Raw genomic sequence first — 20,111 nt, forward strand, 5'->3', positions numbered from 1 at the left:
CACTATTTGAACCGCCTAATTCTGGACATCCACTATTTGAACCGCCTAATTCTGGACATCCACTATTTGAACAAGCCTAATTCTGGACATCCACTATTTGAACTGCAAAGCACAATCGCCTACAAGCCAGAGGCTGGCTTACATGAACTTGTATGCTTAACCCCTTCAGCGCATCTCTTCGCTGATTTCTGCCACTCAAACTCTTCTTACCGTCCCTGAAAGATTCCGTCGATTCATCTCCTTCCTGAAACCGGTCAAAGTATCTGCTCATTGCCACCACGGAATACTGGACGAATGCCCCGACAGCCCCATCCGTAGTCAGGTTGCCTTGCCTTTCCTGCCCCCTTCAGCCAACACTGCCCCAAGGCTCTCGCCTTCGCCACCAGGGACTCCATTGTCCCCACCGCCCGCCAGTATTGGCTCTCGATACCCAACATTTGCGTTCGCCATTGCCGTTCGCGCAAGCCGAGCTGTGCCAGCACTGCGGGCACCTCCGCTGCGATCGAGCCCCGCTTGTCATCGCGCACCATCCGGCCACTCCAATCCACCAGTTCCACGTAATCGAGAGTTCGCAACGAAACCACAGGCGCCAGCAACATTCCGGCCAAGGGGCGCAACGCTTCACTGAGCGAGGTCGCCTTGGTCTGTACATCCTGAAGACGACGGCGAATCGACGTGTGCTCCGAGGCAGTCAGCTCGGTTGCCATGCCTGCGCGAATGGGGTTTAAATCCACATAAACCATACAAGCCAATACCGCCTGCTCATCCAGTAAGGCCTGGCATTTGAAACGCCCCTCCCAGAAACGCCCCGTGCAACCGTCCTCGCGGTTGGCCTGGCGGGCAATCGGTTCGTTCAAGCAGCGCATGAACCACGACACGCTGCCCAGCCGACTGCGCAGCTCTACCATCTGCTCCGAGTCGCCTTGCAGGCGCCGCGCCTTTTCCTGGCACAGTCGCTCGTCAATCGCATTGTCAACCCGAACCGGAAACAACCGAACCCAACGTTCGGCCACTTCTTTGTCGGACCAGTTCTTGGACGCCATCGGATTCACATGCATCACTACGTGCACGTGATTGCTCATCACAGCATAGGCATACAGCCCGACCGCAAAGCATTCCGCCAACTCCAACAGTCGTCTTTCCACCCAAGCCTTCCGATGATCATAAGAGCGACCGTTATACGTGTCTTCCCCGCAAAGGAAAGCGCGGCGCACGCATCGGGTAACACAGTGGAAGAAGCCCTCTGTTTCCGAGTCGACGATTTGGTTGCGTGGGTAGGCCATGACCCCACACTACGCCTCGCCACAAGCCGCTGATGTCAGTCAACGGCGCGCGCGGCTGTCGGCGAAAAGTCATTTCGTGGATGTCCCAATACATGCATCTCCTGTGGATGTCCCAATACATTGTGTGCCAATACACGTTTCGTGGATGTCCCAATACACCCAACACCCAATACATGTCCTATGCATCTCCTTTCGTGGATGTCCCAATACATTTTCGTGGATGTCCCAATACATTCATCCCAATACATTCACCAATACATTCAATACATCTTCACTGGTTTTAACTCATTCATGCCCGACACATCCTTGTGTCGAGGCCTGTGAACTGATCAGAAGTGCTTGGCAAAGCCTACGCTCAGCGCGTTGTCGCTCAGATGATGGGCGAACTGTCCTTGGTAATTCAGGTACAGGCTCCACGATGCCCCCGCCTTAGCCGTGATACGCGCACCCAAGGTTGCCGTGCCGCGGCCCAGGTTGTCGGCAGGTATTGCGAACATCGTTCCGTCTTGCGCCGTTTCCCTTACCACCGGTGTGTTGCAGTTGCGCGTGTCGTAGCGATAACCCACTTCGAACTGCGGCAGGTAGCTCACACCTCGCGCCACAAACGCTCGAGAGAATGACACCAACGCGTAAGGCTGCATGGTGTTATACGTGGCATGCGCGCCGCTCACGGCAAATGCGGAAGCCAACGGGCTATTGCTTGGCACGGTTTCACCAAACGCATCCAGGGTCTGGTGCTGATATGTCGCACCTGCGGCTGGCGTGATCTGCCACTGCGCCGTCGTCAACGGCCACGCCACCTGCAGGGCTGCTGACGTGATTTCGCCGCTTGGCGAGGCAATACCGCGGCCCACGCCGGTCTGGCGATACATGTGGTAGCTGCTGTGCGCTTGGTCGACGGCGCCTGACAACACCACCGGACCCAAATTGCCGAATGCATATAAACCGCCATGCACGTTGTCGATCGAGCCGTTGCCACCGTTGTGGTCAGAGCCGTTGCTGCGATCAAAACCCACTTCCACGCCGAGGTGTGCAACATCCGCCACTGCTTGATCCCAGCCACCTTGCAGGCCGAACCGGCTGCTGTTGAGGCCGTTGCTGCCGGTTAGCGAATCGCTGGTGCCACTGTATTGCACCCACAGACCACTGTCGCAGCCCGAGGTAACGGTATTGCTACGCGATGCATCAGTATTACCGCACGCTGCTTCGGTAGAGCGCAGCGTTGCATCGATTACTGTGGCGAGCGATTGTCTGCCAGCCAGGCCAGCGTCCTGCATCAAGTTAGTGTACAGGCTGGCGTCATGCGGTGCGACCACAGTATGCGCCGTCGTTGGGGTCGTAGTGGGAGTTGGGGTCGGTGCCGGTGCCGGTGCCGGCGTTGGAGTCGGCGATGGAGTGGGCGTTGGCGTGGCTGCTGTTCCCAGCGTCAATTGAACCTGCGTCGCACTGTACGAGAGCTTCGTATCGAGCCCTGTCGGCACCGAGCCAGTCGATGTGGTCGAAGCAAACTGTCCGCTCAGCGACTTGGCCTGCACCAGCGTGAAGTTCGCGCTGTTGTAGGTGCCTGGCGCATAAATCAGGTTCAGCGCGCCTGCAAGGCTGGCGTTGCCTGTTATCACCAGTTCGGAAGCCTGCGTGGGTGTTACGTCGATCTGCAAGCTCGCATCGGCGTTCTGGGTGTAGTTGCCGTTGATGGTCAGTGCGCCGAGCGAACCACCCGGCCAGACCGAACCATCACTGGTTACGTTACCGTTGATGGTGCCGTGGCCTCGCAAGGTTCCACCTTCATCCAGCTTCACGCTACTTTGAATCGAAGCGTTGGCATGCAAGCCGTCGCCCACTTCCAAGGTGCCGGACTGAACTGTAGTACCACCGGTGTAGGTGTTCACGCCATTCATCACCAACGTGCCGACGCCGATCTGCGCCACGCTGCCGCTGCCGCTGATCACCGAACTGTAGGTCACCGTATCCGCACGATCGAACGCCAGCGCACCGTTGTTCACAACGTTACCGACGAAGGCGCCTGCGGTGCCGCCATTACCCAACTGCAACGTGCCGGCATTGATCGTGGTGCCACCGCTGTAGCTGTTGGTCCCAGTCAATACCAAGGTCCCACTGCCTTGCTGGACCACGCTGCCGCTGCCGGAGATTGCACCGCCAAAACTTGCGCCACCACTGCGATCGAACGCCAGCGTCCCCGTGTCGAGGACATCGCCGGCGAGGGAACCCGTCGCACCGCCATTGCCAAGCTGCAAGGTAGCGCCCGCAGTGATCAGGGTTCCGCCGGTGTAGCTGTTTGCCCCCATCAGCACTTCCTTGCCACTGGCCAGTATCAATTCGCCGTGGCCCTGGACGGTGCCGGCGAAACTTCCACTGGCGCGAGAAAGGATCAGCAGCTGGCTGCCCAGATTCACCGAGCCGATGCCGTCGAGCGACATAATGGACGCCACATTCGTTGCGCCACTGATATCCAATGCGCCGTTGACGATCACATCGCTGGAGGTGGCGATGCTGCCGCTACCGGACAAGGCGAGCGTGCCGGCATTGATCGTGGTGGTTCCGGTATAGCCGTTGGCGCCCGTGAGCGTCAGCGTGCCTGCGCCGGTCTTGGTCAACGCACCGCCGCCGGTGATCGCATTCGATACGGTAAAGTCTGCGTCGGTCTGCAAGCCGCCATTGCCAGCAAGGTTGATTGCCCGCGCGGTGGTGAATGCTGCGGTGTTCTCCAGCGTACCTCCGTTGAACGTAATACCGGCGGACGTCGCACCCAGGTTGGCGTCACTCGCCACGGACACGGTGCCACCATTGATCGTAGTGCCACCGGTGTAAGTGTTATTGCCAGCCAACACCAAGGTGCCGGCATCGGTCTTGGTCAACCCCGCGCTGCCGGTCAGTACGTTGTTGATCGTTGCACTCATGCTGGCCGCGGCACTGCTACCGTCGCCCACACGAATCACCGGCGCGCTGCCATTGCTGCCCACCAATTGCAACGCGCCACCATTCAGTACATAGCCGTTCGATGCGAACTGCAAACCCGTGGCCTGGACCCCGCCCGCACTGGCGTCCACCGTCACCGTGCCTGCGCTGCCGCCGAAAATGGCGAAGCCAGGCTGCGGCTGCTGCATGATATTCGGCACGCTGCCGGTCGCATTGGTCCATTGCTGCGTTGCGTTGGACCACGTGCCGGTGCCGCCCCCCATCTGCGTTGAAGACGCCTGGCCATTGGCGTTCCAGAAGTTCAGCGTCAGGCCAGTGGTATCGATCAGGTTGATTTGCTTCTGCCCTGTCAGGGTCTGCAATTGCAAAGTCTCGCCGGCTGGCGTGGTGCCCAGCGTCAGGCCGCCGTTGGTTTCACTCAACGTGCCGCCATAAGTGAGTACGTTGTACAAGCCCGGCCCCATGCCGCCGGCATCGGTGACGTTGAGCGTGGCTCCATTGAGCGAAAGGTTGCCGCCGACATGCACGCTGTCGCCGGTACCGGTGGTCTGAAAGTTCGCACCCGGCGCGCCGAACTCGTAGTTCAGCCCGCCGCCTTGGGCCAGGTTGAGGTCGCCATCGACGGTAAGCGTGCTGATGGAATAGCCTGGAGCCAGGTAGCCGCCGCCCAACACATTGACGCTACCTCCGATGGTGCCATGACCGCGCAGCGTCGCGCCGCCGTCCACCGTCACGTTGCCGCCCAAGGCCGCGCCATTGCCGGCCGCGCTGCCGACGACCAAGGTACCGCTCGCCACCGTCGTGCTGCCGGAGAAGGCGTTGCTGTTGCCCTCAAGTATCAGCGATCCGCTGCCGGTGTGGCTCAACGAACCGTTGCCACTGACCACGCCGAAATAAACGCTGTTGCTGTTGTCCGTGATCTGCAGCGTGGTACCGTTGAGCTGAAGCGTACCGGCGCCATTGAGCGATGTAATCTGTTGCGACGCGTTGGCGAAGACAACTTGCGAACCGTCGGCGATGGACAAATCGCCGGTGCCGAGGCTGCCGCCGGACACCACCGACAGATTTCCGCTGTTCACCCAGGTGCCGCCGGTATAGCCGTTGGCCTGGCTCAAGGTCAGGGTGCCCGTGCCTTCCTGGATCAATGCGCCGCTGCCGTTGATCGACCATCCCGCAGTGGCCTGGTCGGAATGGTTCCACACCAACGTGCCGTTGTCGTTCATGCCACCGAACGGACCGCCGAAGGAACCCAAGTTGATGGCGTCGGACGTGCCGCCACTGCCCACCCGGAACGTCGCACCGTTGGCGATCGTCATGCCGAACAGGTTGCTGGCGCTTCCGGTGTCGAGCAGCGTGCCGCTGCCGGTCACGGTAAGCGTACCTTCCCCGTAGAAGCCCTGCTGAAGATTCAGCGTTGCGCCGTGGCCGACCGAAATCGTGCCTGATCCATTGAACCCGGCTTGAGTATTGATGACCGCGCTCGTCGTCACGTCCAGTTCGCCGCTGACGTCGAAGGTGGACGTCGGCGCGGTATTGATGGTTCCGTTCACCGTAAGCACGCCGTTGTGGGCCACGCTCAATTCGGCCATGCCATTGACGTTGAGGTTGCCGACCACCACGCCAGCCGCGTTGCGGCCATCACCGATTTGCACGATGCCGTTGTCGGCGGTAAGGGTGCTGACCGCTTGCTTGCCCGTGCCGCCGCTGAACAGGACGTAGCCATTCGTGCTCGCTGGATCGGCGTTGAGCACCAGTTCGCCGCCGCCGCTGATCGCGCCGGTGAGGGCGACTTCGTTGCTGGCGAAGTTCATGGGGTTGCCCCCATCGGAGTTGAGCGTCCCACCGGCAGCACCGACCACGATGCTTCCAGCGTAAGTCGCTGCACTGCTGTTGGTGAAATTGAGCGTGCCGCCGTTGAACGTCACCGAGGGACCGAGTTCGGCGCCGTTGGTCGATGACACCGACAACACGCCAGAATTGAGCAACCATCCTGTCCCACTGCTGTTGGTACCCGTGACCGTCCAGACGGCCGAACCGGATTCCTGCAACGTGCTGAACCCGATGTACTGCGCGCCGCCGAGGCTGCCGGATGGCGTGGAAACCACGTTGGTCACGTTAAAGCTGCCGTTTACCGTACCGCCCAGCTTCAACGTGTCGCCACCGGTACTGACGGCATTGCCGCTCAAGCTGGAGCCCGCTTCCAGCAACAGCGTGTTGCCGCCGCCGGTGAAATTCACCGCGGCAGCCTGGGCGCCGGCCCCGCCATTGCCAAAGCCACCGGAGATGGTGCCGGCGTTGATGACGGTCGAGTTGCCCGACGCAACGACGCCCGAGCCACCGGCGCCCGCCGCACCACCAACGCCACTACCGGCAGCGCCGCCACTACCCCCATTGCCACCGGTGATGGTGCCGGTATTCGACACGGTTATGGCCGATCCCGAAACACCGTTGCCGCCTGTGCCTCCGTTGCCGCCAGTCGCTCCACCACCCCCTGCCGCACCACCAGCGCCACCATTGCCGCCTGTGATGTTGCCCTGATTGGTCAGGGCGAAAGCGGAGCCACCCACACCATCGCCGCCATTGCCACCGAGCCCTCCGACCCCTCCAATGCCCCCCGTCGCACCGGCGCCACCACTCGATCCGCCGTTACCACCATTGCCGCCGACACTCGCTCCCCCGGACGACACGGTGAGGTTGAACGCGCTACCGACCGCTCCGTCGCCACCCGAGCCACCACTTCCCCCTGATGCCGTCGAGAAGCCGCTGTCGGCATTGCCACCGGCACCGCCAGCGCCACCTACATATTGGTCGGTTCCGCCGATGAACATCGGCGAGGAGAATGCCGTTCCGAGGTACTCACCGGCATAACCGCCGCCACCGCCGCCACCACCACCACCGCCGGCGCCGCCCGTACCGCCCGCACCACCGGCTGCCCAACCTTGATAGGCGCTGCCACCCGCACCGCCCGCATAGAGATTGAACGGGGTGTAAGAACCGCCGCCGCCACCGCCGCCGCCGCCGGCGGTACCTTGGCCGCCGACCTCGTACATATCCCCACCCAATCCCCCCGCAGAGGGCGAAGTCCCGTTTTGCGCCGCCGCCCCGCCACCGTTCCCCCCAACGCCCCAGTCGCCTGGGGGCACATTGCGCGCGGTACCGGTCGAACCGCCAAGCCCAGCCGCACCGGTATAGGTTGTCGCCCAGGCCGAGCCAGGCATGCCGGCCGTCACGGCAAACGCTGCCGTGATCGCGATGGCGATGCGCCCCATCCGGTGCGCGCATCCGCAACGGGCGCGACGGCCGTCACAGCTGATCCGTGCATTACGGCCTAATTCCGAGACCACCTGCGTTATGCCAAGATGCTGGTTGAAAACGATTCGATAGACGCGGTTCATTGGATTTCCCTGTTTTTGGCGGCGCGGATTGTCAAAGCGGGGCGTCACAGAGGCGTCACAGGGATTTGCGAAGACAGGCAGGGAGACAGGGGCCCTGTGGACATGCAAGAGACAAAGCCTCAGGCGCGGTTGTGGGTATTGGGTGGATGGCGAATGGAGATCGACGGTGCGCCCGTCGGCGGCCCCTCCTATCGCAAAGGCTGGGGCCTGCTGGCCTACCTCGCCCTGGAAAACGGATGGCACACGCGGGAAAAGCTGGGCGAGCTGTTCACGGCCCGCTCGGCCGGCTATCTGCGCCAGCTCGTGTCCAACCTGCGCTCCAGCCTGGAACAGGCCGGCCATGCGACTGCGGTGATCGCCCAGCGCAATTTGCTACGGCTCAATCCGTGCTACAGCTTGTGGCTGGACACCGAAGCGTTCCTGTCGGCAGCCCATGGCCGGGTTGTTCCGCACGACACCGACTACGAATCGGCCATCACGCGCATGGAGCAAGCCGCCGCCCTTTATCAAGGCGAGTTCCTCAGCGGCTTGTCCCTCCCTGATTGTCCCGAGTTCGAGGATTGGCTGGAGGTGCGGCGCCAACATATGTTGCAACAGGCGCTGGCACTGCTGGACCGGCTGCGTCACTACTGCGAGACGGCCGGCCAGCTCGATCGGGCGCTGATGCACGCCAGGCGCATGCTGGATTGGGATGCCTGGAACGAAGCCGCCCATCGTCATGTGATGCGGCTGCTGGCAGCGAGCGGCCGCACCGCCGCAGCGCTCGCGCACTACGAAACCTGCCGCTGGACGCTTGATCGGGAATTGGGGCTGGCGCCGGAAGCCGAGACGCAGCAATTGCACGCTTTGATCCAAAGCGGCTCGCTCGCCACGATGGCAACTCCCGTGCACGAACTGCCGGTCAAGGCCATGGCGGAACGGCGACTGGTCACCATCCTGTGCTGCGAACTGGAAGTGCCTGGCGAAGAAGACGTCGAAGCCATCGCCGATGCCTCGGTGCAACCCCGCCTGCGCTGTCATGCCACTTTGGCGTCCGCGTCGGGCCATAGGGTGATAGCACATGGCAATCGGCTGCTCGCCTATTTCGGGCTGCCGCTGGCGCGCGAGAACGCCGCACGAACAGCAGTGCGCACCGCCTTGTCCATGCTCAGCCAGATCGAAGCTCCGGTCGCGGCACGGATCGGCATTCACACCGGCATCGTCATCACCCACACGCAATCCGATGAACCCGACGCCGCCGGCATCGCTTCCGGCCACGCAATTGGCTTGACCGAGAAGGCCCTGGCCGGCCAAGTCGTGGTCAGCGAACCTACCCAGCATTTGATCCTCGGCTACTTCCATCTTTCATCACAAGGAACGCTCGGTCGCGCGGACACCGATAAATCGATTGCGATCTTTCGCGTAGAAGGAGCAACCGGTGCCGACAATCGCCTGGATTCAGCGATCCGCCTCAGCCCCTTGATAGGTCGCGAAACGGAATTGGCGACGCTGTTCAACCTGTGGCAAGAAGCCAGGCAAGGCCACCGCTCCAGCCTGCTGATCCGGGGCGATGCGGGCATCGGCAAATCACGCCTGGTCCGCAGCCTCCTCGATCGCTTGGCCAACGAATCTCTGGCCATTTTCGAATTGCGCTGCCTGCCCGAGTTCAGCAGTACGCCCTTCCACCCTCTGTTGACACTGTTCACGACGCTAGCCGACTTTGCCGACGACGACACGCTGCCGCAAAAGCGCGACAAGACGATGGATGTCCTGCGCACGTTATCTACCCTCCCCAACGCCGTGCCGGCGCGGGAAGCGCTATCGCTGCTGACCGATGTGCTGCATCTGGGTGAAGGTGAAGCCGGCTGCGAACTCACCCTGACACCGCTCAAACAACGCGAGAAGACCTTTCAACTGCTGCTTGCCTTGCTTGAGACTCTAGGGCATGACAAGCCAACACTGTTGGTCGTGGAAGATTTGCATTGGTGCGATCCGTCCACGCTCGATGTACTGGCTTCGCATGTCCAGCAAGGTACCGCCGCCCCCATGCTGACCTTGCTGACCAGCCGGCCGGATTGCGGGTGGCAGCACACGAAGGCGACGCTGGATTTGCCACCGTTGTCGACTGCGCAGGCGATGGACCTTGTGTGTCAACTTGAAGCCGATCTGGCACCCAAGGCCGTCGAGCAGATCGTGGCGTGGTCCGATGGCATCCCCCTGTATGTGGAAGAAATGGCGCGCATGAATGCGCAAACCCAAGCGCACGCGCCGGTTCCACAGGCATCGCTGTCTCTGCAGGAATTGCTTGCGGCCCGCATGGACAGTAAAGGCCCCGACGCCAAGGCCACGGCGCAACTGGCCGCCACCTTGGGGCGGGATTTCAGCCTGAGCCTGCTGCAATGGCTATCCCCACTTCAAGCTACCAGCCTGCAGCAGGCATTGCATGCCTTGCAGCAAGCCGGGCTGGTCCTGAGCACCGGCAACGGCACGTATCAGTTCAAGCATGCGCTGATCCAGGATGCCGCTTACCAGTCGCTGACACGCAATGGCCGGGTTGCCAATCACAAGCGCATCGTGCAGGGTCTTCGCTCAGCGTTCTCCGCGTTAGTGGAAAACCAACCCGAAGTTCTTGCGCGGCACCTTGCCCTGGCGGACGAAGCGCGCGAAGCGATCGAGTTGTGGCTCAAGGCCGGGCGCTGGGCGGCACGCCGCTCCGCCGACCGTGAAGCTGCGCATCATTTCCAGGCCGGCCTGGCGCTGCTTCCGCAATTGCGCGACGAACGCGAGCAAGCACGGCTGGAACTCGCGCTGCAGGCGGGTTTCGGCAGCGTGTGCGTCACCTTGAAGGGCTACGGCTCCCAGGAGGCGAAACAGGCATTCACGCGTGCCGTGGCATTGATGCACGACGTCGAGGACGATGCGACCACTTTTCCGGTGATATTTGGCCTGTGGCAAGGCGGCATTGGCGAGCGCGTCACTTCGGCACCGATCGAGCTGGCCGAGCGGCTGGAGCGCATCGCACGCGCATCGGGCGACCCATCCCAGCAGCTGGTGGCGGACTACGCCTACAGCAACAACCTGTTCTGGCTGGGGCGCCATGACGATGCCGCCCGCCACGCGGAGCGCGCAATTGCGACGCCGGCCAGCGTACAAGGCGAGCAGCTTGTCGCCCGGTACGGTGAAGACTGCCGCATTTCCAGTCGCTGCTTCCTGGCCTGGACGCTTTGCTTTCGAGGGCGACCCGACGAGGCTCGCAAACAGATGGCACAGGCTGTGGCCGATGCTCGCCGATTGGGCCATTCACATTCGCTTGCCTTCGCGCTGGCGTTCGCCGCGCAACTGCAGCGCCACATCGGCGACGCCGAAGAAGCCGAGCGCGTGCTGCTGGAATTGGTGCAGCTGGCCGATGAGCATGCCATGGCACTGTGGGCCGCCGTCGCTGTCGGCACGCTAGGCTGGGTGCGCGCCGTCCGCGGTGACGAACAGGCCCTGCACGATATTCACGGCAGCGTTCAGGCTGCCATGATCGCCATGCCACTGGTGGTGGTCACTTTCCGCTCCTACTTGACCGATGCCCTATTCCGCCTGGGCCGCTTCGCCGAAGCGATAAGCTGCATCGAAGAAACGATCGCCCGCGCCGAAGCGTACGAAGACTTCCACATGCTGCCGGAATTCCTGCGCCAGCAGGCTGCCTGCATCATGACGCTGGACCCTAGGCGAGAAGACGACGCAAAAGCGCTGCTGGTTCGCGCACTCGCCTTGGCGCAACAGCAAAACGCTCTGCTGCTTGAGCTGCGCGTAGCCGCCGATCTAGCCCTATTGCCAAGTGAACGGACTGATACGTCGCTCGCGTTGCTTCAACGTACCTACGCCCGCTGCCACGAAGGCTTTGATACGCCGGATGTCATGCGCGTTGCCTGCTTGCTGGAAGCACTAAAAGGCAGCAACGACGAGCCGGTGGCCACTGAGGAAGAAGAGACACACTCTTGGAAGATAGGATTGGTCTGTTGATGCAGCACAAGCGAAGTCTATGGAGGGGTGCGCTCATTTCTCCGTGGGTGGTGCCCGTAGGTCTGGCGCTACTCCTCGGGGCCATCGGGCTCGTCGGCGGCATTATCGGTGCAAACGACCACAACCGGTCACCACCAGGCGCCGTTGTGGGAGTCCTTCTGTTGATCATACTTTTCGGCGTGCCATTCACTTATCTGGTCACGTTCGTGTGCGTTGTTCCGATGGCAGTCTTGCTCCGGGCTCGGCAAGCGCTTTCAACCGCAAGGCTTTGCCTTTGGTGTGCTCTTTTAGGCCCAGTGACCATGTATGCCTACGCGCGGTTTCTGAGCGGTCAGCCGGACAAGGTTCTGAATCCTCTCGGCATCACCATGGCGGCCAGCTATGGCCTGATCTCCGGTGCAGCTTTCTGTGTGGCCTCCGGCGTGCGGCTATTTGCTGGTCGTCGGAATGCGCAACAAGTAGAGGCAGAGCGATAGAACCCGCCATTCGCCGTGATGCTTGATAGTTCGTCGTCCCGGCGAAGGCCGGGACCCAGCGACAACGCGCCCTGACTACCGGGATGCCGTCGCTAGCGAAGCGATCGCATCAAGCCTTCCATTCCTCGGTGTAGGCAAAACGCGTGGGCCGCAGCGACATGTATTGCACGACGCGTGGTCGTTGTGCGCGGTTCGGGCTGCTGCCATGCGGCAACAGGTGATGCCAGATGATCATGTCGCCGCGCTTGGCGGCAATCGGCTTCATCGTCAACGTGCGATGCGCATGATCCTGCGCAGTCACGCCTTCGGGAAGGCTTTTCAGCCATTGCTTCAGCGTACGATGAAAGCCCGGTACGCAGCTGAATGCCCCCTGGTCTTCGGCAACGTCGGCCAGATACAGGATGCCCTGCAGCTCAAGGCAGTGCGGTTCGGCGAGCGTGGCATCCCAGTGCAAATGCGGTCCGGGGAAAAGCCAGTTATTGCGCTCCGGCGGATTGAATCCGCCTTGGTCGATGGTGACCCAAAGGTCTTCGCGCCCCCACAGTTGGGCATGAGCCTTATGAATACGCGGCGAGAGACGATTGGCTACCAGCGCCGGATGCCGCAGCAGCGGCACCCAGATCGAATGGCCCAGCGATGCGCGATACCAGGACTCCGTGTCGTCGCGGTCCATCCCCAAAAAATCGTAGATGGCCCTCTCCGCGGTTTCCGCCGCTTGCGGGCTGATCGCGTTGCGCAGGATGACGTAGCCATGCTCGTCCCAGTGCGCAAGGTCGTCCGCGCTCAGGCCTTCGACATGGTCGAGATTGCCGACTTCGGCACCGACGGCCTCGCCTGCCAACGCACGCCGCAAGCGATCCAGCGAGTCTTCTTTCAATTCGCCGCCATTGCATTCGCCAATCCAGGCTTCGAATTGCGCAAAACTTGGCTGCTGCTGGTGCAGATAACGCAGGGTTTCCAGCACGTTGAGACGCAAGCCTGCCAGTAACGTCTTCACGACATCCTGCGGTAGCGGTGCAGCAGATCCGGGCGCGCACTGGCAAGCCCAGTAGGTATGCAGCTCCTCGATACCTAGACTCGTCGCCGTCTCGACCATCGTGCGCCTCACTGCTTCCATAGTTTTTCAACCCCGGCCAGGCTAATGGCCTTCCACGTCAATGGATTCGCAAATATCTTCCTTGCCCCAGCCGATGATGCGTAACTTCCCCACCTTCCACTCCAGCATGAATCGGCCGAAATCGAGCCCGGAATAGCGATAGTTTCTGCCAAGTGCCTGCACCAGGTTCTCCATCGGCTGGCCCGTGAATGAGCCACGATTCGCCAGCAAGGCCAAAACCTTCGACTCCTGTTCCGCCTGCTGGCGCTGCGTGTGCAATGCGACACGCGTACCCCAGCGCAGCAAGAGCAGCAAAAGCACGAGGCCGGCGACAAGCGCGGATATCAAGATCATGATCCAGGTTTGAAGCGTGGCCATTCCCAGGCCATGATGTTCTCATAAAAGTTGACGTCAGCACTCTGGATTACCTTTACCGCCCACGCGGCGAACCTTCATGCCATGATCTACGCGGCCTTGTCTACCCGATGCGCATAGTACGGCCGCGGCCGATCATCCAGGATGGCGTAGCACGCGGCCAGATCACCGGGGTTCGGGTTCAACCACGCGTCAAGGTTTTCCGGCTTGATCGGGATGATGCACCGATCGTGGCCTGCGGCGATGACTTCGGCTGGCGGCTCGTCGGTGATCGCCGCGAACGACCATAGATCCGCACCGTCCTTGTTGCGGGTTTTCGACCATAGGCATGCGATCAGCATGTCTTGGGGAGGGTCTGGCGTGAATTCCAGGACCACGTTTTCGCCGCCGCGATCCACGTTCTCGTAGAACTTGCTGACGATCATGATGCCGTGCTGGTGTCCGAACAGCTGGAACCAGGTTTCTTCGAGCTTGTCACGACGGGCATTGTAGGTGCCCGGGTACTTCCGCTCGATCGCTTCGGTCCAGCCCGGTAACCGGCATTGGTAGCGCATCGGCACGACGGTCCGCGCGAGCGCCTTCGGGTCACGGATCATCACCGGCGCAAAGCTGCCTGGGTAAATGCGACTGTCCTTAGGATCGGGCGACTGCCGGCGCAGGTCATCGAGGTTGCGGCGAGCCGCTTTGATTTTGTTGCTGGCGATGCGCTTGTCTTCCACCGCTTTCTTCGTGGGCTTGGGGCTGGCAAGCACCGACTCGGCCTTGGCGTGGCGTTGCTCCTGGGCTGCCAGCTCAGCTTCCAGCGCCGCTTCCAGCTCACGGTCACCCTCGGCGACGAGTTTGGCCAGCTCAAAGCCCGCCTCCCCTTGCGGACGCCGAAACGCGTCGCGCATCCCTTTCGGAAGCCTGGCCCAGCCTCCGTCCGCCCGCTTCCTGACGAACAGCTGGACGAACTCATGGATATCGAGGATCGCGCCGAATTCGCGCACGAATCGCTCGTAGCTAGCCACCACCTGCGCGGAATAACACATGGCAGCGCTCCGCAGGGTAACGTCATGAGAGTACACCCGCGTGCGCCGTCTAGCGCTTCAAGGGAGTGAGGCAAGCGAGTCGTCATTTCGGCACAGGCCGAGGCGCTTCGTCGGAATGACGAGCAGTAACGTTCGGCATCTGGCAGCGTACGCACTCGTCTCAAAGCGGGCCGCACTGACCCTGGCATAGACCGATCCGTTCGTATACCGTCGCCTCTCGCCGTTTCCCGCAGCAGAGACTCATGAATCCAGACAACGTGTTGCCGCCGCTGCCGAAGATTCCCGGTCTGGTACCTCAAGACACCGCCAACCCTTACGCGAAACCCGGCGCGCAGGTCACGTTCAAGGAATTCGCCAGCGATTTCATGCTGTTCGTGAAGAAGCACTGCCGGATTCAGAGCGCCGCGGAGTCCGACGCGCTGGCACAAACCCGCACCAGCTTCCGCAAGGAAAGCATTACGCGCGCGGGCGACGGCGCTCCCGCGGGCAGCCAGGTGCTCAAATTGCATGAAACGACGCGCGTGACATACCACGATGCGCCGGCAACACCGAATCTCAACCCGAAGGGTCTGGAGGCGCTCGGCATCATCAACGCGATGCGCCGGGAGTCAGGCGGATCGCGCGAGGCCGATTGGTGGCTGACATTCAGCCCAGCGCCGGATACCGAAGACGGCTGGCGGTTCGAATACGCCGAGGTACAGGAGGCGACGGCCGAGGAAGAAGATCCCACTCCACGCGAACGCGTCGACGATTGCGAGTGGATCCTGGACGTGCTCGCCGCGCGCAAGGAAATCGCGATGGTCTTCGACGTGGCTTATGAGCACCATTACGGCACCTCAAGCGGAGGCAAGATCGACCTCGCCAAAGCGGTCATGTGGTATCACCGCGCCGCCGCGCTAACGCCAGGTCCGGGCCCCTACGTCGATAAATACCGCGACGGCTTTTCGTTCCGTTTGCACGCGATGTTCGTCAACGGCTCCGCCGCCAAGTGCAACCTCGCCGACAAATACGAGCACGGCAAGGGTGTACCGCAGGACTATCAACGAGCGCTCTTCTGGTACAACGAATCGGCCAAGCAGGACAATGGCGTGGCCGAGGACAGCCTGGCCCACATGTTCGCCGATGGTCGAGGCGTTGCGCGCGACATTGATGCAGCCATCGCATTGTTCCAGCGCGCGATAGCTCACGGTTATGCACGTGGCGGCGAGCGACTGGCCCAATTGCGCAAGGAGAAGGCACGGAGCGGGACGTAGCGCTTCAGTGTGGGCTTTGAAGTAGAGCCCGGGACCTGCCGAGTCCCGGGCCACCTCGCACCTGACAGGCCGCCATCAAGTGCCTACATGAGCGCAATCAAACTCCTTGCCGAACTGGCCCAGGATCTACTTCATGCCAGCGGCTTGCTCGATGACCGTGGCCACCACATCAGGATGCGAAAGCATCGGAACGTGGCTGGAGGAGATGGTTGTGGTGGTTGCATGAATCTTGCCGGCCATGGCGGCCTCGAGCTCGGGCGGAATCGCGCGATCCTTGGAAGCGACGATGTACCAGGAAGGCTTGCTGTGCCAAGCCGCATTGCTGACGGCCCCACCTAATGATTTTGCATGGGTTGGCGCTTGTGCCGCATACAAAATGGCTTTCTCGGGCGCGCTCAGGTCCTGGGCAAAACTCTCGAAAATGCCGTCCTTGGTGAGCTTCAGGAACCCTTCGCCATCCGGCTTGATCTCAGCAGCCAAGGGAGGGGGCGCAACGGTTGCTCCCAGGGAGCCTGCCGACTGACCGTTGTCTGGCGCGAAAGCGGCGACGTACACAAGCCCCTGCACTTTTGGATCATTGCCGGCTTCGGTAATGACCGCTCCACCGTAGGAATGTCCGACCAAAAGGATCGGGCCATCCTCAAGGGCAATGGCTCGCTTGACGGTCGCGGCGTCGTCAGCCAGCGACGTGAGGGGAAGTTGTACGGCAACGACGTTCATCCCCTTTGCGTTGAGCAGAGGAATGATTTTGGACCAACTTGTGCCGTCAGCCCATGCGCCGTGCACGAGAATGACGTTCTTCACCTGTGGTCGTACGGCGGAACCTGCTTCTGCGGATGGGCTGCTCATGGCTAGGCACATGCTGAATAGTAAAAAAGGAGCTGTGACAAGCGTCGAGCACCGGGTGAATGTGGATCTGGTTTTCATGATGGAAAGTCCTGCGCTTAAGGGTAGACAAGATGGCCGGCAACGCATCTTGCTTACTCGAAGCGCGTGCATTCCTGAATAGGGCTGCGGATTTTTGGACAAAACCACGACGAACCACCAGGCAAAGAATTCATCCGATCGCTATGCGAGGGCATGTACGAGGTCGCGCGCCGTTCGACACGATCAACTCCGGCACAGCCGCCGCCATCGACTCGGGGGCTGGCCTTCGATACGCAGAAAAACTCGGGTCAAATGACTCTGATCGGAGAATCCGCAAGCAAGCGCGATATCGGCCAGCCTCAACCGGCCGCTCCTGAGTAATCGTTTGGCCTGATTGACTCGCTCGTTCATCAGCCAGCGGTGAGGAGGCATGCCTGCCGTTCGGCGAAACGCGGCCGCAAAATGGCTTGCCGATAGCTCGCAAGCCATCGCCAGATCAGCGATTCCCATATCCCCTCCCAGGTTTGCGGCCATCATTTCGCACGCACGCCTAAATTGCCAAGGAGCGAGACCACCACGCCAGCTGGCCTCCCCTCGAATATCCGCGTACGTCTTAATGAGGTGCGCGTGCATGGCTAGTGCCAGGTAGTCGAGGAAAAGCTGGTCATCCGGCCCGTACGTGTTGAAGCGGGCGATCAGGGCGCAACCAAGGCCATACAGCACCTGATCTTCGCCATCCAGGACCTGTTGAAAGCGTGGGATTCGCCGTTGTCCGTGGTCGTATGACAGTTCATCGAGCGTTCGCTGGCTGAAATTCAAGCGAATGAACTCGATGTCCGACTCGATATGCGCATAAGGGCTCGTGCTCATGTCCAGAATACGAATGGAGCACGGCCCCTGTATGGGCAACCTTCGTGGCCTGCCATCGACATATAGTTCCGCCTTCGCCGACGAACTGACCTGGATATGGATAGTAAAAGCATCCTCGGGGGGCACCCGCTCAGTCCAGGTTGGTGCCGCTATGACACGCGAGATGGCGATCGGATCCGCCGAGGTAAGGCGCGCAAACACCGTCTCAATGGTGGGAGAGCGGAAGCGCTGGCGCACGGATTCAGAGAATGTCAATAAGTCCACGCTCATGCCTGCCTATCGGAAGACGCCTTTGCTTCGTCGAACTAGATACGCTCGAAGTAGCCGTCCAGTCGCGCACGGGCGATCACCTTCCCACTCAAGGCACCGGGTAGCCCTTTACGACGTGCACCCCAAGCCAGCCCGGAAGGCTGCTTCAATGCAAATAGTTGGAATACATAGCGATGCGGTCCGTGCCCAGCTAGGGCACGTGGCCCGCTATAGCCGGGTTTTCCGAAAGTGGTCAGGCCCAGAATGATCCGTGTATCGCTACGTTGGCCATCAAGCGCGCCTTCAGCCATCTGTGGACCGTCGGGTGCGATGCCGGCGGCAATGAGATGTACGAATGGTCGACGCAGTGGCGCGTCCGGATCTTCCATGACAAGCACAAGTTCGGCAGTACCGTCCGGCACGCCCGTCCAGTGGAGCGGAGGCGACACATTGTCCCCTACGCCATCTCCGGCATACCGACGGGGAATCGTCGTACCGTGAGCGAAGGCCGCACATTTCAACTCCATCGAGCCATCTCCGTGAGCGGCGGTAGGGAGTTCGTTCCACAGCAGCCAGCGCTCGCCTGCATGGCGATCGCGCAAAAGCCGTCCAAGAATGCGGCCGATCATAGGTGCGATGCTCTCGATGGCTGAGCCGGCTGGCACTCCCCATGAGTGCCGCCGGCCGCCTCGGGTCGTGATGTTGTTATATCAACATAACAACGGATCGATAGGCAAGTGAGCGCAGACTGGGTAAGATCCCCCCATGCCTGAGCCATCTCCTCCTTCCGCACAGAAACTACTTCGCGCCAGAGGCACCGCCCTTCATCATCAACTGTTCCTGGCCCTGCGCACCCGAATTTTGGATGGCAGCTACGGAGCGGGCGACATGCTGCCCACCGAAGACGAGCTGTGCTCGCGCTTTGGGGTGTCACGCATCACCGTGCGGCGTGCCCTTTACGATCTTGAGGCACAGGGGCTAGTCGAACGCCGCCAGGGGCGTGGCACTTTCGTACTTGCCAATTCAGTACTGACACGACCTGCGGCTACGGTCGACCTTATCGACTCCTTGCGCCGGACCGCTGATGTGACCAAGGTGACCGTGCTGCAGTTGGAGCAGCAGGAACCTCCGGCTGCGATAGCCGAGCTTTTAGGCATCGCCCCCCAGGTCGCTGCCACGCATGCCATCCGTGTGCGTCGTTTTTCTGGCACGCCAGTCATGGTGACCGACGCATGGTTGCCGAATAGCCTCGGTCTTCGTCTGACGCGCACCGTGCTACAGAAAACGCCGCTGCATAAATTGCTGATGCAACACGGCGTGAAGGTCGGGCGAGCCGTCCAGGAAGTCACGGCGATAGCGGCTGACGCGGCGCACGCGGACCTTCTGCAAGTAGGCCTGGGAGTTCCGTTGTTGAAACTCACGCGCCTGCTATACGACGCCAAGGCCAAGCCAATACAACATATGACAGTTGTGATCGTTCCTGAGCGCAGCCGTTTGTTGATGGATGCGCCCATCGCCGACGCAAGCATGTCGTCAGCCGGCTACATTGTGCACGGCTGATACAGGGCCTCTGCGTGGTGGCCGAGGACAGCTTGGCCCATATGTTCGCCAATGGCCGGGGAGTTGCGCGCGACATTGATGCAGCCGTCACGTTGCTTATGGATCGAAAGCGGACGTTGCCCTGCAAAAGAACTATGGCGACTCTACATACTTCTTAAAGGCGCCGATCGTTCCCATCCAATAGAAGCGTAAATGCCTGTAGATGGCTGTCGTGGGAAATCCGGAGGCCTTGAATTTGAGAATCGTTTGGTCCCCATCGGCGTCGAGCACGAAGCTAAGCTTCGTATAGCTCGAGGACTGATCCGGGAGACGTGACAACGAGCTCAGATGGGTGAAGCTCAGCTCTTTGCATGGGCGGAATGCAAGAACTACCCCCCTGTTTTCAAATGGCAGGTGGTGTACGCCACGAACGACAATTGCGCTTCCTAACGCCCAAGTCGTATCCACCTCGACCGCATAATCGTCGCCGCCAAGCCATTCGCGCATGCTTTGAGGGCGAACAAGATGCTCCCAAACCACCGAAACGGGCCGCTCCAAAACCACTTCTTCGCTGAAATGGCCAGGAATATCGCTGGCATCGTTGAGTGAGAGATTCATTACTGGAAATCCACGCCGCCGCGCATTGGTAATGCCAAGAGTATCTCACTTCGGGATGGTCTGAAAAAATCCGTCCTGGATTTTTTCAGACGCGTGTGCATCCTTGCACCGCGGAAGCTCTGAATAAATCAG

General features: G+C 61.0%; 12 protein-coding genes and 1 pseudogene. 3 read left to right on the forward strand and 10 right to left on the reverse strand.

Features of this window, described 5'->3' with window-relative positions:
• Positions 1-254: 254 nt before the first annotated feature.
• From EKH80_RS06510 to EKH80_RS24430, 3 genes and pseudogenes are all read right to left on the reverse strand, one after another.
• Complete coding sequence (locus tag EKH80_RS06510; RefSeq protein WP_196240346.1) at positions 255-1,283, reverse strand: transposase; 1,029 nt, start codon at positions 1,281-1,283, stop codon at positions 255-257.
• A gap of 329 nt (positions 1,284-1,612) precedes the next feature.
• Complete coding sequence (locus EKH80_RS24065) at positions 1,613-7,489, reverse strand: autotransporter-associated beta strand repeat-containing protein (RefSeq protein WP_268991830.1); 5,877 nt, start codon at positions 7,487-7,489, stop codon at positions 1,613-1,615.
• A gap of 6 nt (positions 7,490-7,495) precedes the next feature.
• Positions 7,496-7,615 (reverse strand): annotated as a pseudogene (locus EKH80_RS24430) (ESPR-type extended signal peptide-containing protein); the annotation flags it as partial.
• 102 nt (positions 7,616-7,717) lie between these two features.
• Here EKH80_RS24430 and EKH80_RS06540 point away from each other — a divergent pair.
• The gene (locus tag EKH80_RS06540) at positions 7,718-11,605 is read left to right on the forward strand and encodes an ATP-binding protein (RefSeq protein WP_158628776.1); all 3,888 of its coding nucleotides are present in this window, start codon (positions 7,718-7,720) and stop codon (positions 11,603-11,605) included.
• Positions 11,606-12,190: 585 nt separating this feature from the next.
• Here EKH80_RS06540 and EKH80_RS06545 read toward each other — a convergent pair.
• The 3 genes from EKH80_RS06545 to EKH80_RS06555 all read right to left on the reverse strand — a co-directional run bounded on the left by EKH80_RS06545 (position 12,191) and on the right by EKH80_RS06555 (position 14,541).
• Complete coding sequence (locus tag EKH80_RS06545; protein WP_158628777.1) at positions 12,191-13,078, reverse strand: phytanoyl-CoA dioxygenase family protein; 888 nt, start codon at positions 13,076-13,078, stop codon at positions 12,191-12,193.
• A gap of 141 nt (positions 13,079-13,219) precedes the next feature.
• Positions 13,220-13,525: a hypothetical protein gene (locus EKH80_RS06550; protein ID WP_126683931.1), complete on the reverse strand. Its 306-nt coding sequence runs from the start codon at positions 13,523-13,525 to the stop codon at positions 13,220-13,222.
• A gap of 116 nt (positions 13,526-13,641) precedes the next feature.
• Complete coding sequence (locus EKH80_RS06555; RefSeq protein ID WP_329955471.1) at positions 13,642-14,541, reverse strand: SOS response-associated peptidase family protein; 900 nt, start codon at positions 14,539-14,541, stop codon at positions 13,642-13,644.
• 284 nt (positions 14,542-14,825) lie between these two features.
• On the opposite strand from EKH80_RS06555, the gene EKH80_RS06560 reads away from it, so the two are divergent.
• Positions 14,826-15,836, forward strand: a complete 1,011-nt coding sequence (locus tag EKH80_RS06560) for a tetratricopeptide repeat protein (protein ID WP_126683933.1) — start codon at positions 14,826-14,828, stop codon at positions 15,834-15,836.
• A gap of 126 nt (positions 15,837-15,962) precedes the next feature.
• Here EKH80_RS06560 and EKH80_RS06565 read toward each other — a convergent pair whose 3' ends face one another.
• The 3 genes from EKH80_RS06565 to EKH80_RS06575 all read right to left on the reverse strand — a co-directional run bounded on the left by EKH80_RS06565 (position 15,963) and on the right by EKH80_RS06575 (position 18,451).
• Complete coding sequence (locus tag EKH80_RS06565) at positions 15,963-16,685, reverse strand: alpha/beta fold hydrolase (protein ID WP_230473464.1); 723 nt, start codon at positions 16,683-16,685, stop codon at positions 15,963-15,965.
• 261 nt (positions 16,686-16,946) lie between these two features.
• The gene (locus tag EKH80_RS06570) at positions 16,947-17,843 is read right to left on the reverse strand and encodes an AraC family transcriptional regulator (RefSeq protein WP_126683934.1); all 897 of its coding nucleotides are present in this window, start codon (positions 17,841-17,843) and stop codon (positions 16,947-16,949) included.
• A gap of 35 nt (positions 17,844-17,878) precedes the next feature.
• Complete coding sequence (locus EKH80_RS06575) at positions 17,879-18,451, reverse strand: YbhB/YbcL family Raf kinase inhibitor-like protein (RefSeq protein WP_126683935.1); 573 nt, start codon at positions 18,449-18,451, stop codon at positions 17,879-17,881.
• 136 nt (positions 18,452-18,587) lie between these two features.
• Between EKH80_RS06575 and EKH80_RS06580 the strand changes: the two genes are divergently transcribed.
• Complete coding sequence (locus EKH80_RS06580; RefSeq protein WP_126683936.1) at positions 18,588-19,382, forward strand: GntR family transcriptional regulator; 795 nt, start codon at positions 18,588-18,590, stop codon at positions 19,380-19,382.
• Between the two features lie 132 nt (positions 19,383-19,514).
• Here EKH80_RS06580 and EKH80_RS06585 read toward each other — a convergent pair whose 3' ends face one another.
• Positions 19,515-19,979, reverse strand: a complete 465-nt coding sequence (locus EKH80_RS06585) for an SRPBCC family protein (protein WP_126683937.1) — start codon at positions 19,977-19,979, stop codon at positions 19,515-19,517.
• Between the last annotated feature and the right edge of the window lie 132 nt (positions 19,980-20,111).

The organism is Dyella choica (genome assembly GCF_003977665.1).
Lineage (GTDB): Bacteria > Pseudomonadota > Gammaproteobacteria > Xanthomonadales > Rhodanobacteraceae > Dyella_B > Dyella_B choica.

Excerpts from the sequence above, each read along its gene's own strand:
- EKH80_RS06540 (WP_158628776.1), top strand. The coding sequence starts at position 7,718 with ATGCAAGAGACAAAGCCTCAGGCGCGGTTGTGGGTATTGGGTGGATGG.
- EKH80_RS06580 (WP_126683936.1), top strand. The coding sequence starts at position 18,588 with ATGCCTGAGCCATCTCCTCCTTCCGCACAGAAACTACTTCGCGCCAGA.
- EKH80_RS24065 (WP_268991830.1), bottom strand. The coding sequence starts at position 7,489 with ATGGGGCGCATCGCCATCGCGATCACGGCAGCGTTTGCCGTGACGGCC.
- EKH80_RS06570 (WP_126683934.1), bottom strand. The coding sequence starts at position 17,843 with ATGAGCGTGGACTTATTGACATTCTCTGAATCCGTGCGCCAGCGCTTC.
- EKH80_RS06510 (WP_196240346.1), bottom strand. The coding sequence starts at position 1,283 with ATGGCCTACCCACGCAACCAAATCGTCGACTCGGAAACAGAGGGCTTC.
- EKH80_RS06575 (WP_126683935.1), bottom strand. The coding sequence starts at position 18,451 with ATGATCGGCCGCATTCTTGGACGGCTTTTGCGCGATCGCCATGCAGGC.
- EKH80_RS06560 (WP_126683933.1), top strand. The coding sequence starts at position 14,826 with ATGAATCCAGACAACGTGTTGCCGCCGCTGCCGAAGATTCCCGGTCTG.
- EKH80_RS06565 (WP_230473464.1), bottom strand. The coding sequence starts at position 16,685 with ATGAGCAGCCCATCCGCAGAAGCAGGTTCCGCCGTACGACCACAGGTG.
- EKH80_RS06585 (WP_126683937.1), bottom strand. The coding sequence starts at position 19,979 with ATGAATCTCTCACTCAACGATGCCAGCGATATTCCTGGCCATTTCAGC.